Here is a 14,478-nt window from a genome sequence, read left to right on the forward strand (position 1 = left end):
GGCCCCCGGTATCCAGCTTACCGGCGACCACCGACAGTTCCGGGTGCTCGCCGCAGCCGGGGCCGAAGTCCGTGAATGGCACATTGACGGACGCTAAGTCCCTCAATGTGCCATTCACGGCATTTCGCACTCGGTGAGGCGACGGCGCAAGTGGGCCCGCTCGGGTTCGGTGCCCGCCAAGGCGAGAGCCTCCCGGTACACCTGGGCCGCCTCGGTGAGGCGGCCCAGGCGCGCGAGGAGATCCGCCCGGGCCGCCGGGAACGGGCTGTACTCTCGCAACCGCGGCTCCTCCGCCAGCTCGCCCAAAAGGGACAGACCCGCTTCCGGACCGTCGCGCATCGCCACCGCCACCGCCCGGTTCAGCTCCACCACCGGGGATGGCGTCAGCCCGCGCAGCACGTCGTACAGCGCCACGATCTGGGGCCAGTCCGTGCCCGCCACGTCCGGGGCCTCGTCGTGCAGGGCCGCGATCGCCGCCTGGACTCCGTACAGACCCGGTGGGGCGCCGGTCAACGCGACCTCCACCAGCGCGGTCCCCTCCTCGATCATCGCGCGGTCCCAGCGGGTGCGGTCCTGGTCGTCCAGCAGGACCAGGCCGCCGTCCGGATCCGTGCGGGCCTCGCGGCGGGCGTGGATCAGCAGCATCAGCGCCAGCAGGCCCGCCACCTCGCGCTCGGCCGGCAGCAGCCGGCGCAGGATCCTCGCCAGCCGGATCGCCTCCTCCGCCACGTCGAGGCGCTGCAGGTCCGGGCCCGAACTCGCCGCGTACCCCTCGGTGAAGATCGAGTACACGACCTGGAGCACGCCCGGCAGCCGGCCCGGCAGCTCGCCGGCCGACGGCACCCGGAACGGGATCCCGGCCGCGCGGATCCGGTTCTTCGCCCGCACGATCCGCTTGCCCATCGTCGCGCTCGGCACCAGGAACGCGCGCGCCACCTCCGCGGTCGTCAGGCCGGCCAGGCAACGCAGGGTCAGCGCCGTCCGGTCTTCGGCGGGCAGCGCCGGGTGGGCGCAGGTGAAGAACAGCTGGAGCCGCTCGTCCGGCAGGCCGCCGTCGGCGGTCGGGGCGGGCGCCGCGCGGTCGGCCTCGACCTGCAGCACCGCGAGCCGGGCCGCGTAGGCCTGGTCGCGGCGCAGCCGGTCGACGGCCTTGCGCCGCGCCGTCGTCATCAGCCAGGCGCCCGGCTTCGGCGGGACGCCCTCGGCGGGCCAGCGCACCAGCGCGGCCTCGATCGCCTCCGACGTCACCTCTTCGGCCAGGTCGAGGTCGCCGAACCGCCGGACGAGCGCGGCCAGCAACAGCCCGCGCTCCTCCCGAAAAACCGACTCGACCGACGCCCACCCCTCCATCGCCGTCAGTCCCCGTAGGAGGCGAGCGGCCGCACGACGATGTGCCCGCCGTCGCGGGCGCCCGGGCAGTGCGCCGCCCAGTCGAGCGCGACGTCGAAGTCCGGCACGTCGACGACGAAGTAGCCGCCGAGCACCTCGCGGGACTCGGCGAACGGCCCGTCGGTGACGATCCGCTCCCCCCGCTCGTCGACCCGGACCGCGGCGGCCGTGGTGAAGTCGGCGAGCGAGTTGCCGCCGACGTGCACGCCGGCGTCCTTCATGGACTTGTCGAAGAGCATCCAGTCCTCCGGCGTGCTGCAGCCGGTCGGGTTGCCTTCCGCGTCGAGCGAGGCGTTGATCAGCATCAGGTACTTCACGGGATCCTCCAGTGGCTCGGTTGCCGTACGGGGGAACTACGAACGGCGGACCGCCGCTTGGACACCCTTCCCGAAGATTTTCTCATGTCAAGAAACTTTGACACGATGTCTGGTTTCTTTTACCTTGGGTGAGGTGACCCACGAAGAGAAGCGAGCTTGGATCCTCGGGATCGCCGCGATGGCGAGCTACGCGGTGTACCTCGTCCTGGTCCTCGGCCGGGCCGGCGGGCGCCCGCCGGCTGAGGTCCCCTACGTCGCGACGCTGCTGTGGACCGTCGGCGCGTCCATCGTCGCGACGATCGTGGCGAGCATCGCCGCGGCGCTCGTGTCCAAGGACGGCGCGAAGGACCAGCGCGACCGCGAGATCGGCCGGTTCGGCGAGTACGTCGGCCACTCGTTCGTCGTCATCGGCGCCGTCGCGGCCCTGCTGCTGGCGATGGCCGAGGCGCCGCACTTCTGGATCGCCAACGCCGTCTACCTGTGCTTCACGCTCTCGGCGATCCTCGGGTCGGTCGCCCGGATCTTCGCCTACCGCCGCGGTTTCCAGCCGTGGTGAAACCGACCCGCGTCACCAACTCGCTGCGCGCCCTCCGGTTCGCGGCCGGCCAGATGACCCAGGCCGACCTCGCCGGCCGGATCGGCGTCACCCGCCAGACCGTCATCGCGATCGAGCAGGGCCGGTACTCGCCTTCGCTCGAGCTGGCGTTCCAGATCGCGCACGTGTTCGGCGTCCCGCTCGAAGAAGTGTTCCAGTACCCGGAGGAGTCATCGTGAAAGCCATCGTCCAGAACCGGTACGGCAGCCCGGACGTCCTCGAGTTCCGCGACGTCGACAGACCGTCGCCCGGTGCCGGCGAGGTCCTCGTGCGCGTGCACGCGGCCGGCGTCGACCCGGGCGTGTGGCACCTGACCACCGGGAAGCCGTACCTGCTGCGGCTGCTGGGTTTCGGGCTGCGCCGGCCGAAACACCCGGTGCGGGGCCTCGACTTCGCCGGCGTTGTCGAAGAGGTCGGCGACGGCGTGACGCGGGTCCGGCCGGGCGAGGAGGTGTTCGGCGTCTGCGAAGGCGCGTTCGCCGAGTACGCCGTCGCGAAGCAGGACCTCGTCGCGGCTAAACCCGCGCGGCTTTCCTTCGAGCAGGCGGCGGCCGTCCTGATCTCCGGCGGCACCGCCCTGCAGGCACTGCGCGACACCGGACGCGTGCGGCCCGGCCAGCGCGTCCTGGTCATCGGGGCGGCGGGCGGCATCGGCACCTTCGCGGTCCAGCTGGCCAAGGCGTTCGGCGCGGACGTCACCGGGGTGTGCAGCACCGCGAAGACGGACCTGGTCCGCACGCTCGGCGCCGACCACGTCGTCGACTACACGCGGGAGGACTTCGCGACCCGGCGGTACGACCTGGTCGTGGACACCGCGGGCCTGCGTTCGCTCTCCGGTCTGCGCCGCGCGCTGGCCCCGCGCGGGACGCTGGTGATCGTCGGCGGCGAGAACGGCGGCAAGTGGCTCGGCGGCATCCAGCGGGTACTGCGGGCGGCCCTGCTCAACCCGTTCGTGCGGCACCGGCTGTGCGGGCTCGTCGCCCGCGAACGCGGCGCGGACCTCGACGACCTGCGGGACCTGATCGAGGCAGGCAAGCTCACCCCCGCGCTCGACCGGACCTTCCCGCTCGCCGACGCCGCGGCCGCGATCGACCACCTCCACGCCGGCCGCGCGGCCGGGAAGACCGTGCTCACAACCTGACGCCGAGGTCCTTCAGCCGCTTGACCCGGTCGATGTGGGCGGGGTGCCCGGCCATCAGCCGGGACCACAGCCGGCGCTCGTCCCCGCGGTCGCGCAGGTTCCACGCCTTGAGCAGCAGCGCCAGCTCCCGGCCGTACCCCAGCCGCGCCGCCATCCGGTCGGCCCGGTACTCGCCGAGCCGCTTCGACCAGGCGAGCACCGGGCCGAGCAGCGGTGTCAGCAGCAGCCACGGGTCGAGGAACGCGAGCGCGGTGAGGACGCCCAGGCCGAGCAGGACGGTCACGAGCACCTCGACCGCCCGGCCGAAAGACCGGAACGCGCGGCCCACGTGCGGCACGACCCAGGCGATCAGCCGGACCAGGCGGGACAGCACCCGGGCCGGCAGCTCGAGCCAGTGGACGAGCAGGGTGGCCCGCGTGTGCCCGGAAAGGTGGTGGCCCAGCTCGTGGGCGAGGATCGCCTCGAGGCCCGGGCGGGGCAGGTCGAGGGCGGCCCGGGTCACCGCGACGGTCCGGCCCCCGGCGGCGAAGGCGTTCAGCTCGCGCGAGGGCTCCACCCACAACCGGTACCGGGCGCCGTCGACGCCGGCCGCGTCGCACACGGCCGCCCAGCACGGGGTGAGCCAGGTCAGCTCACCCTGGCTGGGCTCGCGCATCTTGAGCAGCACCGACAGCACGAGGTGCTCGTAGACCGGGACGAACGTGATCGCACCGGCCAGCGCCCAGCCGGCCGGCAACACCCAGAAGTACGCCGGCCAGACCAGCTTCCCGAGCAGGCCCAGCACCAGCAGGCTGCTGGCGACCACCGGAACGGCGAGCAGCACCCCGAGGACCGCGGATAGATCCGCCCGCGCCCGTTCGCCCACGCTTCCCCTCCCGGCCGACGCCGGGTCCACCTTGGCGTGACCCCCGGCGTCGCACAACGGCCTGCCGGAAATGTCCGGGAGCTGTCCTGTCAGGAAAAACTGTCCGCGTGCGCCCGCGCGCGTCGGACAGGCCGACGAACTCCAGGTCCCGGCCGAGCACCTCGGCCAGCACCGCGACCTGGTCGGCGGGCCGCAGCGCCACCGGCCCGGTCAGCTCGTGGATCCGCCTTTCGTGCCCGCCCGCGAGCGCGATCGCCGCCACTGCGGCGATGTCCGCCGGGTCGACGCACGCGGCGGCGACGTGCGGGAACTGCGCGCGGACGGTGTCGCCGGCGCGCAGCACCGCGCGTTCGGCCGGCGTCATGTAGGCCGCGACCACTTCCGCGCCGACGTTGCCGGTGGCGCCGGTGACCGAAACTCAAGGCCGGCCCAGCGCCACCGGGGGCCGTCAGTTCTGCGCCGCCAGGTCGTCGAACTCGACGACCTGGCGGATCTCCACCTCGATCTCGAGGTCGAACAGGTCCACGTACCGCTTGGCGAACTCGACCGCCTCCGCGCGGTCGGCGGCGTTGATCAGCGCGAAGCCGCCGATGACCTCCTTGGCCTCGGCGAAGGGGCCGTCGGTGACGCGGACGGCCGCGCCGCGCGGCTTGCGGACCAGCGCGCCCTTGTCGGTCTGGTGCACGCCCTCCGCGGTGATCAGGACGCCGTTCTCCGCCGCCTCCTGGATGAACCCGCCCATCTTCCGCATGAACTCGGGCGTCGGGTTCCACGCCGCCGGGTCGTTCTCGTCGATCCGGTGCATCATGAGGAAACGCATGGTCTTGCTCCCGGTTCTCGTCGGCCGGGGCCCGGGGTCGTCCCGCGCTCGCTGACCGGCCTTCACCCCCGCGTCGATCGGCCGCGCGCGGCACTCGACATTTTCCCCCGGAGATCTTTCCGGCAGCGTAGTGTGACACCGGTCACTCTGAGGGGAAGGTGCCGGATGGCTGTCGTGCTCGCGATCGGGACGCGCAAGGGACTGTGGCTGGCGACCCGCACGGACGACCGGGCGGACTGGGAGGTGACCGGGCCGCACCACCCGATGACCGAGGTCTACGCGGTCGGCATCGACACGCGCCGGGCCACGCCGCGGCTGCTCGCCGGGGTCACCAGCGAGCACTTCGGGCCCAGCGTGGCCACCAGCGACGACCTGGGCGCGACCTGGGACGAGCCCGACCACGCGCCGATCGCGTTCCCGCCCGACACGGCCGAATCGCTCGTCCGGGCCTGGCAGCTGGTGCCCGGGCCGCCGAGCGAGCCGGACGTCGTCTACGCGGGCACCGAGCCGTCCGCGCTGTTCCGGTCGGACGACGGCGGCCGCACCTACGCGCTCGTCCGCGGCCTGTGGGACCACCCGCACCGCGAGCACTGGACGCCCGGCGGTGGCGGCAAGGCCATCCACACGGTGCTCCCGGACCCCGTCGAGGCCGGCCGCGTCACCGTGGCGATGTCGACCGGCGGCGTCTACCGCACCGACGACGGCGGCGCGTCCTGGCGGGCGAGCAACACGGGCATCAAGGCGGTGCACGTGCCCGACCCGTACCCGGAGTACGGCCACTGCGTGCACAAGGTCGCGATGCACCCGAGCGCGCCGGAGCGGCTCTTCGCCCAGGTGCACCACGGCGTCTACCGCAGCGACGACGGCGGGGCGAGCTGGCAGTCGATCGCCGACGGCCTGCCCAGCGACTTCGGCTTCCCGATGGTCGTGCACCCGCACCGGCCCGAGGTGATCTACACGTTCCCGCTGACCGCCGACGTCATGCGGTTCCCGCCGGAGGGCCGGTGCCGGGTGTACCGCAGCGAGGACGCCGGGAAGTCGTGGCAGGCCGTGGGTTCCGGCCTTCCGGACGGGTACTGGGCCGGGGTGATGCGCGACGCGATGTGCGCCGACGACGCCGACCCGGCCGGGATCTACTTCGGATCCCGCACCGGCGACGTCTACGCCAGCCGCGACGACGGCGACAGCTGGCAGCTGGTCGTCTCGCACCTGCCGGACGTGCTGAGCGTCCGCGCCGCGACGGTGTGAGCGTGCGGATCACGGTGCTGGTGCCCGGGCCCCTGCGGGCGAAGACCGGCGGCGAGTCCCGGCTGGAGGTCGAGCTCGACGGCGCGGCCACGCTCGGGGCGCTGCTCGACGAGCTCGCGCAGCGGTACCCGGCGCTGGAACGGCGGCTGCGCGACGAGCAGGCGGGCCTGCGCCGGTACGTCAACTTCTACGTCGACGGCGAGGAGTGCCGGCGGCTCGACGGCTCGTCGACGGCGTTGCGCGACCGCGGCGAGGTGCAGATCATCCCGTCGGTCGCGGGAGGCTGACACCTTCCACTTCGGCGAACAGCGCGGCTGCGCGCCGGCCGGTGGCGGCCGCCCGCTCGCCCGTGCTGACCAGCGCGAGGGCGAAGACACCGGCGCCGAGGGCGGCGACCAGCCACCACACGCCGGGGCCCGCGCCGACCGTGCCGGCGAGCGCGACGCCCAGTGTCGTGCCCGTCTGGCGGCCCGCCGAGGCCAGTGATCCGGCCACCCCGGCCATCGAGCCCGGCATCCCGGAGATGGCCGTGTTGGTGATCGGCGGGTTGACCGTGCCGAGGAAGACGCCGAACAGCAGGTAGACCGCAAGGACGAGGGGCAGCGGGGTGGCCGGGCCGAGCCACGCCGACGTCACGCCGCCGAGGGTGAGCGCGGTCCCGGCGACGACCAGCGGCAGCCGCGGGCCGCGGGAGCCGACCAGCCGGCCCGTCCGCGGGGACAGGACCAGCACCAGGACACCGACGGGCAGCAGGCAGAGCCCGGCCTCCCACGCCGTCAGGCCGCGGGTGTCCTGCAGGTACTGCGTCGTGACGAAGAGGAAGGCGCCGAACCCGCAGAGCGCGAACAGCGCCGTGACGATCGCGCCGCCGAACGCCACGCTGCGGAAGAGGCGCAGTTCGAGCAGCGGGTCGGCGCGGCGCGGCTCGTGGCGCAGGAGCGCGGCGACGGCGAGCGCGGCGAGGACCAGCAGGCCGAGGATCACCGGCGACGTCCAGCCCAGCGCGCGGGCCTCGATGATGGCCGCGACGACGCCGCCGAGCGCGACGACCACGAGCACCTGGCCGAGCGGGTCGAACCGGCGCGCGCGGGCCGCCCGGGATTCGGGGACGAACTTGAGCGTGGCGGCGATCGCGACCGCGATGATCGGGATGTTGACCCAGAAGACGGCCCGCCAGCCCAGTCCGTCGACGAGGACGCCGCCGAGGATCGGGCCGAGCGCCAGGGCGAGCCCGGACATCGAGCCGAACACGCCGATCGCGCGGGCGCGCGCGGCGGGCACGGGGTAGACCGTGGCGACGATGGCGAGCGCGACGGGGTTGAGCATGGTGCCGCCGACGGCCTGGACCGCGCGGGCGGCGATGAGCCAGCCGATGCCCGGGGCGACGCTGCAGAGCAGCGAGCCGAGACCGAAGACGGTGAGGCCGGTGAGGAAGACGCGCTTGCGCCCGAACCGGTCGGCGGTGGACCCGGCGAGCACGAGGAACCCGGCGAGCACCAGCGTGTAGGCGTCGATCGTCCACTGCAGGCCGGAGACGGACGCGCCGAGGTCGCGGCGGATCGACGGCAGGGCGACGGTGACGATGGAGATGTCCATCACCGCGACGACGATGCTGGCGCAGCAGATGGCCAGCACGAGCGCGGGATGGCGCGAAGTCGGGACGTTCATGGATCGACGGTAGGATTTAGAGCGTGCTCGAAGTCAAACCGATCCCCGAGGCCGGCCTGACCATCGCCGAGGCGGCCCGCCGCACGGGCGTGAGCGCGCACACGCTGCGCTACTACGAACGGGCTGGTCTGGTGGTCACGCAGGTGGACCGCACGTCCGGCGGTCGCCGCCGGTACCGGAAGCTGGATCTGGACTGGATCAAGATCTGCACGAAGCTCCGGGCCACGGGGATGCCGATCAAGCTGATCCGGCGGTACGCGGAGCTGGTTTCGGCCGGTCGGGGGAACGAGGAGGAGCGGCTGGCGTTGCTCGAGACGCATCGGGCCGATGTGCTGGAGCGGTTGGCGGAGCTGCAGGAGAATTTGAAGCTGATCGACCGGAAGATCGGCGTGTACCGGGGACGGCTGGAGGCCGGGGACGCCGATGGCCTCTGGGCGCCGGGCGGCACCAAGTAGTCAGAACAGCGTGGCCTGAGCGGGTTCCGGGGCCGGCGGCTGACCGCGCCGGCCGTTCAACGCGAACTTGTCCTCGATCTCCTTGCCCGGCTCCGGAAACCCGTACTTCGCGATCAACGGCCGGATCCGCGCCCCGATCTCGTGCCGGTACCCCGTTTCCGAGCCCGACGCATACAACCGCGTGTACTCCCCCACCAACGACGGGTACGCCTGCCGCAGCCAAGCGAAGAACACGTCCTTGACCCCCGAGGACAAATACAACGGGTGGTACAGCACGTCCGTCGCCCCCGCGTCGGCCGCCGCCGACACCAAAGACTCCAGCTGCGCGACGGAATCCGACAAGTGCGGCAGGATCGGCGACAGGAACACCGTGCACGCCAACCCGGCGTCCCGGATCGCCCGCACCGTCGCCAGCCGGGCCGAGGTCGTCGCCGTGCCGAACTCCACCGACTGCTGCAGCTCCTCGTCCAGCATCGACAGCGATACGCCCAAATGCACCGTCGTCGCCTGCGAAGCCCTTACCAGCAACGGCAAATCGCGGCGGATCAACGGCCCCTTCGTCAGGATCGAGAACGGCACCCGGTGCCCGGACAGCGCGCCGATGATGCCCGGCATCAGCTCGTAGCGGCCCTCCGCGCGCTGGTACACGTCCGTGTTCGTGCCGAACGCCACCCGCGGTGGCAGCTTCCGCTTGCGCGCCAGCTCGTTCCGCAGCACCTCGACGATGTTCGTCTTGACGATCACCTCGTTGTCGAAGTCACCGGCGACGTTCAGGCCGAGACGCGTGTGCGTCGGACGCGCGAAGCAGTACTGACAAGCGTGGGTACACCCGCGATAAGGGTTGATCGTGTACTCGCCCGGCAGCATCCGCGCGTCCGCCGGGACGTGGTTCAACGCGCTCTTCGCCAGCACCTCGTGGAACGTCACGCCCCGGAACTCCGGCGTCCGGACGCTGCGCACGAACCCCGTCAAGCGGGCCAGGCCCGGCAGCGTCCCCTCGTCGACCCGGTCCGTGCGCTGGCCGCTCCAGCGCAGCACGTCTTCGTTCACCGATCGAGCATGCCCGAGCCGCGCGAGCCCGGGCTAGCCGGATTCGGACATCACGGCGCTGTTGACGGTCCCGAAGTCCAGGCCGCCCTCCAGCGCGGTGTACGTCCCGTGTTCCAGCAGCTCGGCCGCCGCGCGCTGGGCGACGGCGTAGGCGGACTGCGCGATCGCCGTGCCGACGCTGATCCGGCGGACGCCGACCGCTTCCAGCTCCGCGACGCTCGGGGCACCCGGCCACACCATCACGTTCACCGGCAGCGGGCTTTCCTTGACGAGCACGGTGAGCGTCTCCAGGTCGATCAGCCCCGGGACGAACAGGCTGTCCGCGCCCGCCGCCGCGTAGGCGCCCGCGCGGGTCAGGACGTCGTCCAGCCGGCCCTCGGGTTCGCCGATGCCGAAGAGGTAGCCGTCGGTGCGGATGTTGATCCACAGCTCGGGCAGCCCGGCCGCGGTCGCCGCGTCCCGGGCCGCGCGGACCCGGCCGACCTGGGCCGGGACGTCGAACAGCGGACCGCCCGGGGCGGTCGAGTCCTCCAGGTTGATCCCGACCGCGCCGGCGTCGACGATCGCCCGGACGGTCGCCGCCACGTCGTCGGCGAACGGGCCGTAGCCGCCCTCGATGTCGGCGGTCACCGGCACGTCGACGACCCGCACGATCCGCGCGACCAGCTCGGCCATCTCCTCGCGGGTGAGGCCGTGGCCGTCGGGCCGGCCCGCGGACCAGGCGACCCCGCCACTGGTCGTGGCGATCGCCGGGGCACCCGCCCGCGCGATGAGGGCCGCGCTGGCGGCGTCCCAGGCGTTCGGCAGCACCAGTGTGCGGTCGGTGTGCAGGGCGCGCAGCCGTTCGGCGAGGCGCTTGGCGGACATGGTTCTCCTTGGGTGGTCAAGCGGCCGGCGACGGGGTGCCGGCGGCGATCAGGTGGGTCGCGGCGAAGGCCCGCCACGGGTGCCAGGCGGCGGCCGTGCGGCCGGCGACGGCGAAGACGTCGTGCTCGAGCAGCTGCATCTCGACCGTGCGCTCGGTCGCCGGGAAGGCGTCGGCGTGCCCCAGCCGCAGCGCGATCTCCTGGGCCGTGCTCTGCTCGATGCCGGGCAACGCCGTCAGCGCGGCGGTGCAGTCGGCGAGGCTCGCGCCGGGGTCGAGCAGGGTCTCATCGGCGGCCACGGCGGCAGCTAACCCGCGCAGCGTCCGCGCGGTCGCCGCGGGCAGCCGGGCCGCGGCCAGGTCCGCCTGAGCGAGGACCTCGGCCGACGGGAACAGGTGCGTCAGGCCGTGTTCGAGGCCGGGCACCGGCTGCCCCACCGCTTCGACCAGCGCGGCCAGCTGCCGCCGCACCCGCGTCCGGACGCTGTACTGGCTGAGCACGGCTTCCACGGCGATCTCGAAGAAACCCCAGGCACCCGGCACGCGCAGGCCGGGCCGTTTGCGCAGGAGCGGCCCGAGCACCGGGTCGTCGGCGAGGGCGGCTTCGGCGGGGGCGGTGTCGGCGTCGACGCCGAACATCCGCCCGACGCGGTCGACGACGTGGATGAGGCCTTCCCAGAACGGCATGTGCGCGGTCAGCAGCAGGTGGTCGTCGCCACCGCGCTCGACCTCGAGGACCCCGGCCTCGCCGTCGAGGCTGATCGTGCGCCGGTAGACGCCGTCGCGCACCGACTCCACCCCGGGCACCGCGCGCTCGGCGAGGAACGCGGAGAGCGCTTCCCAGTGCAGGGGCGCCACGAACGGCAGCCGCATCCGCAAGCCACCGTCCGCGGCGATCCGGTCGGCCTTGCGGCGCCGGCCGCGCAGCTCGACCGGGGACGCGTGGAAGACCAGCTTCATGTCCCGGTTGAACTGGCGCAGGCTGCCGAAGCCGGAAGCGAACGCCACGTCCGCGACGGTCAGGTCGGAGTCGTCGAGCAGGCGGCGCGCGAAGTGCGCGCGCCGCGAGCGGGCGAGCTGGTCCGGCGTCACGCCCAAGTGGTCGTGGAAGAGCCGGCGCAGGTGCCGCGGGGACACGGCCAGCCGCCGGCCGAGCGCGGCTTCGGTGCCGGTGTCCAGCACGCCGGCGATGATGAGCTGCACCGCGCGGCAGACGAGCTCGGGCGCGTCGGCGCCGACCGGGCCGGCGACGCGGTAGGGGCGGCAGCGCAGGCACGCCCGGAACCCGGCGGCCTCCGCCTCGGCGGCCAGCTCGAACGTCCGCACGTTCTCGGCGAGCGGCTTCGCCCCGCACCCGGGCCGGCAGTAGATGCCGGTGGTGACCACGGCCGAAAAAGTCGTCATCCCCCAGGTTTAGGGGATCGGGCCCGGCGGGCGCCAGCCGGATCCGGACAGGAACGGGGAAGGTGCGCATCCCCGGAGAAGACGTGTCCGGATCCACCGTCCACAAGGAACTGATCGCCGGCGAGTTCGCCGACCTGATCACCGAGTTCTCCGTGGCGCACCGGCCCATGGCCTACGGTGATCTCCGTGGACGAGGGCGTGGCGCGGGACGACGAGCCGGGTGAGGTCGCCTACCGGGTCCTGTCGATCCGGATGATCTGGTTCGCTTCCGCCGTGATCGTGGTGCTCGGGATCGCGGTCGCGGTGTGGTTGCTGGCGGCCTTCGGCCACGGTGACGCCCAGGAGCGCAACCAGCTGGAGGCGGTCAAGACGGCCGGCACCGTCGTGGTCGGCACGGGCGGGGCGGCGGCGTTGCTGCTCGCCGCGCGCCGGCAGCGGAGCGCCGAAATCGCCCTGAAGCAGAAGGACCTGGACCAGGCGGCGGTGGCCCGCACGCACGCGCTGCAGGAGCGGATGGCCGAGGACACCCGGCTGGACGCGGCGGAGCGGCGGCTCACCGAGCTCTACAGCACGGCGGTCGACCAGCTGGGCTCGGAGCGGCTGGCGGTCCAGCTCGGCGGGCTGTACGCCCTGGAGCGGCTCGGCCAGAGCAGCCCCGGCCAGCGGCAGACGATCGTCAACGTGCTGTGCGCCTACCTGCGCATGTTCACCGACTCGGCCGCGGACGTCGTCGAGAACCCCGTCGGGCAGCAGGGCCGCGTCCGGCAGGCCGTGGGCGAGGTGCTGGCGGCCCACCTGCGTCCCGACGCGCCGGACCACCGCTTCTGGCCGGACATCGACATCGACCTCGCCGGGGCGAGCCTGCTGGGCTTCGACCTGAGCGGCTGCCGCGTCCGGTCGGCGGGCTTCGGGGCGGCGGCTTTCGTGGGCCCGGCCCGTTTCGCCGGCACGACGTTCACGGGCGCGGCCGGTTTCGCGTCGGCGGAGTTCACCGCGGTGGCGGACTTCACCGGGACGACGTTCGGCGCCCGCGCGGACTTCACGGCGGCGACCTTCCGCGGCGACGCGGTGTTCGCGTCGGCGCGTTTCGCCGACGGCCCGGAGTTCGCCGACGCGACCTTCCTGACCCGTTCGGACTTCGGTTCGGCGGGGTTCTTCGAGAGTTCGGTGCCGTCCGACGAGCTGCCGCCCGAGCTGGCCCGGCAGCTGACCACGCTGCCGCTCCACGTGCCCTACGCCGAGCTACCGGCGTCCGACGCCCTGCCGCTGGGGGTGCGGCTCGACGGAACCCCGGCCGTCTGGTCGCCGGAGGCCGATCCGCACTTCGTGGCGTTCCTGGGCCCGGAGTCGGGCAAGACGACGCTGGTACGCGGCATCCTGCGCGGCATCGTCGAGCGGCACACACCGGCGGAGGCGGTGATCCTGCTGGTGGACTACCGCCGCACCTCGCTCGGTTACGTCGGGACGGAGCACCTGCTGGCGTACGCGGTGTCCACCGCCCAGCTCGGCGGCATGGTGGAGGACGTCCGGCAGTCGCTGCGGCGCCGGCTCCCCGGCCCCGACGTCACGCAGGAGCAGCTGAAGAACCGCAGCTGGTGGTCCGGACCGGAGCTGTACGTGGTGGTGGACGACGCGGACCTCGTCACCGCCGGCGGCATCGACCCCCTCGAGCCGCTGCGCGAGTTCCTCCCGCAGGCGAAGGACGTCGGCCTGCACGTGGTGATCGCCCGCCGCACGGAGGGAGCGTCCGGCGCGCTGGAGCACGGGGTGCTGAACACGTTGGCCGGCCTGCGGGTCCCGGGCGTCGTCGGGAACGGCGACTTCCGCGAGGGGCCGCTGCTTTCCGGGGTTTGGCCGTCGGCGCTGATGCCGGGCCGGGTGACGGCGGTCAGCCGGCGTTACGGCCGGGAGCTGGTTCAGCTCGCGTGGCCGGAGCCCGATCCGCCTCTTTCCGCCTGAATTCAGACGAGTTTCATCGACGAGACATCGGGCAGCCGATCGGGCGGCGGGGATCTCGCCGTCCGGAACCTGGGCCGGCGCAACGGTTTCCGGGACGGCGAGGTCAACGCTCGGCTGCCCGGCCACCCACACCGCGACCACCCGGCACTGGGATATCTGCGCACGCAACCGGTCCGCGCCGGCGAAATCCGCCGACAACAGGAATTCGAGGACTTCGCGTTCCGCCCGCGTCAGATCCCGGGGCGCGATGGGTACCGGTGCCATGCGCGAAAACCGTAGCGCCGGCCCCACCCGGTAGTCTCCCCTGGTGACCGTTCCCGACCGCGAACAGGTGGCGCGCACCTGGACCGAGCTGATCTCCGGTGCCGTCACCAGGACCGATGCGCACTCCTGGGCGGTGCCGTGGGTGGAAGACACCCCGGAGCTCGTCACGGATCCGATGACCAGGAACGCCCTCCTGCACCTGCACGGCTTCGACCAGGCCTACACCCCCGACGGCAAGGTCGGGCACGGCGTCGGCACCGATTGGCTGCACAGCGAAGAAGACATCGCCTCCGCGTTCACCCGCTGGCGGACGGCGACCGCCGAATACGACCAGGACCCGGTGGGCTACGCCGCCCGGGCCCGCCGGCGTGCCCTTGAACAGGTGCGCAAGGAGCAGGCGGAGTCCTGACCGGGTGCGGGATTCGGTACCGCACCCGA

At 73.0% G+C, this 14,478-nt stretch carries 17 protein-coding genes; 9 read left to right on the plus strand and 8 right to left on the minus strand.

Annotation, left to right across the window (positions count from 1 at the left end; all coding sequences use genetic code 11):
* Positions 1-114: 114 nt before the first annotated feature.
* The gene (locus BLV96_RS34010) at positions 115-1,350 is read right to left on the minus strand and encodes an RNA polymerase sigma factor (protein WP_086670869.1); all 1,236 of its coding nucleotides are present in this window, start codon (positions 1,348-1,350) and stop codon (positions 115-117) included.
* 5 nt (positions 1,351-1,355) lie between these two features.
* Entirely contained in the window at positions 1,356-1,706 is a 351-nt protein-coding gene (locus BLV96_RS34015) for a YciI family protein (protein ID WP_086670867.1), read from the minus strand.
* A 133-nt stretch (positions 1,707-1,839) separates the two neighbouring features.
* Between BLV96_RS34015 and BLV96_RS34020 the strand changes: the two genes are divergently transcribed.
* The 3 genes from BLV96_RS34020 to BLV96_RS34030 are packed head-to-tail and all read left to right on the plus strand — an operon-like array spanning position 1,840 to position 3,442.
* Complete coding sequence (locus BLV96_RS34020) at positions 1,840-2,262, plus strand: hypothetical protein (RefSeq protein WP_208608393.1); 423 nt, start codon at positions 1,840-1,842, stop codon at positions 2,260-2,262.
* On the plus strand, positions 2,256-2,480 hold the full coding sequence (locus BLV96_RS34025) for a helix-turn-helix transcriptional regulator (RefSeq protein ID WP_086670865.1): 225 nt from the start codon (positions 2,256-2,258) through the stop codon (positions 2,478-2,480). The genes BLV96_RS34020 and BLV96_RS34025 overlap by 7 nt, the downstream gene beginning before the upstream one ends.
* On the plus strand, positions 2,477-3,442 hold the full coding sequence (locus BLV96_RS34030; RefSeq protein ID WP_086670863.1) for an NAD(P)-dependent alcohol dehydrogenase: 966 nt from the start codon (positions 2,477-2,479) through the stop codon (positions 3,440-3,442). The genes BLV96_RS34025 and BLV96_RS34030 overlap by 4 nt, the downstream gene beginning before the upstream one ends.
* Here the strand turns inward: BLV96_RS34030 and BLV96_RS34035 are convergent.
* Positions 3,432-4,307, minus strand: coding sequence for a M48 family metalloprotease (locus BLV96_RS34035; RefSeq protein WP_086670861.1), 876 nt, complete (start codon positions 4,305-4,307; stop codon positions 3,432-3,434). The genes BLV96_RS34030 and BLV96_RS34035 overlap by 11 nt on opposite strands.
* A gap of 107 nt (positions 4,308-4,414) precedes the next feature.
* On the opposite strand from BLV96_RS34035, the gene BLV96_RS50340 reads away from it, so the two are divergent.
* On the plus strand, positions 4,415-4,675 hold the full coding sequence (locus BLV96_RS50340) for a hypothetical protein (RefSeq protein WP_208608394.1): 261 nt from the start codon (positions 4,415-4,417) through the stop codon (positions 4,673-4,675).
* Between the two features lie 80 nt (positions 4,676-4,755).
* Here the strand turns inward: BLV96_RS50340 and BLV96_RS34045 are convergent, their stop codons facing one another.
* Positions 4,756-5,127, minus strand: a complete 372-nt coding sequence (locus BLV96_RS34045; protein WP_086670859.1) for a YciI family protein — start codon at positions 5,125-5,127, stop codon at positions 4,756-4,758.
* A 165-nt stretch (positions 5,128-5,292) separates the two neighbouring features.
* Here BLV96_RS34045 and BLV96_RS34050 point away from each other — a divergent pair, with 165 nt between their 5' ends.
* Positions 5,293-6,375 (plus strand): WD40/YVTN/BNR-like repeat-containing protein, encoded by a 1,083-nt coding sequence (locus BLV96_RS34050; RefSeq protein ID WP_086670857.1) that lies wholly within the window; start codon positions 5,293-5,295, stop codon positions 6,373-6,375.
* Between the two features lie 2 nt (positions 6,376-6,377).
* Complete coding sequence (locus BLV96_RS34055; protein ID WP_086670854.1) at positions 6,378-6,662, plus strand: ubiquitin-like small modifier protein 1; 285 nt, start codon at positions 6,378-6,380, stop codon at positions 6,660-6,662.
* Here the strand turns inward: BLV96_RS34055 and BLV96_RS34060 are convergent.
* Positions 6,637-8,043, minus strand: a complete 1,407-nt coding sequence (locus BLV96_RS34060) for an MFS transporter (RefSeq protein WP_086670853.1) — start codon at positions 8,041-8,043, stop codon at positions 6,637-6,639. The genes BLV96_RS34055 and BLV96_RS34060 overlap by 26 nt on opposite strands.
* Before the next feature lie 23 nt (positions 8,044-8,066).
* Between BLV96_RS34060 and BLV96_RS34065 the strand changes: the two genes are divergently transcribed.
* Complete coding sequence (locus tag BLV96_RS34065) at positions 8,067-8,498, plus strand: MerR family transcriptional regulator (RefSeq protein ID WP_086670850.1); 432 nt, start codon at positions 8,067-8,069, stop codon at positions 8,496-8,498.
* Here BLV96_RS34065 and BLV96_RS34070 read toward each other — a convergent pair whose 3' ends face one another.
* The 3 genes from BLV96_RS34070 to BLV96_RS34080 are packed head-to-tail and all read right to left on the minus strand — an operon-like array spanning position 8,499 to position 11,817.
* Entirely contained in the window at positions 8,499-9,548 is a 1,050-nt protein-coding gene (locus tag BLV96_RS34070; protein ID WP_086670848.1) for a radical SAM protein, read from the minus strand.
* 33 nt (positions 9,549-9,581) lie between these two features.
* Positions 9,582-10,415 carry an isocitrate lyase/PEP mutase family protein gene (locus BLV96_RS34075; protein WP_086670846.1) on the minus strand — a complete coding sequence of 278 codons (834 nt, stop codon included), beginning with the start codon at positions 10,413-10,415 and terminating at the stop codon, positions 9,582-9,584.
* A gap of 16 nt (positions 10,416-10,431) precedes the next feature.
* Positions 10,432-11,817 carry an AlkA N-terminal domain-containing protein gene (locus BLV96_RS34080; protein WP_086670844.1) on the minus strand — a complete coding sequence of 462 codons (1,386 nt, stop codon included), beginning with the start codon at positions 11,815-11,817 and terminating at the stop codon, positions 10,432-10,434.
* Positions 11,818-12,003: 186 nt separating this feature from the next.
* Between BLV96_RS34080 and BLV96_RS34085 the strand changes: the two genes are divergently transcribed.
* A complete protein-coding gene (locus BLV96_RS34085) occupies positions 12,004-13,776 on the plus strand; it encodes a hypothetical protein (protein WP_086670842.1) in 1,773 nt (590 codons plus the stop codon).
* 307 nt (positions 13,777-14,083) lie between these two features.
* Positions 14,084-14,449, plus strand: a complete 366-nt coding sequence (locus BLV96_RS34090) for a hypothetical protein (protein WP_086670840.1) — start codon at positions 14,084-14,086, stop codon at positions 14,447-14,449.
* The last annotated feature ends 29 nt before the right edge of the window (positions 14,450-14,478 follow it).

This window comes from Amycolatopsis pretoriensis (assembly GCF_900107925.1).
Lineage (GTDB): Bacteria > Actinomycetota > Actinomycetes > Mycobacteriales > Pseudonocardiaceae > Amycolatopsis > Amycolatopsis pretoriensis.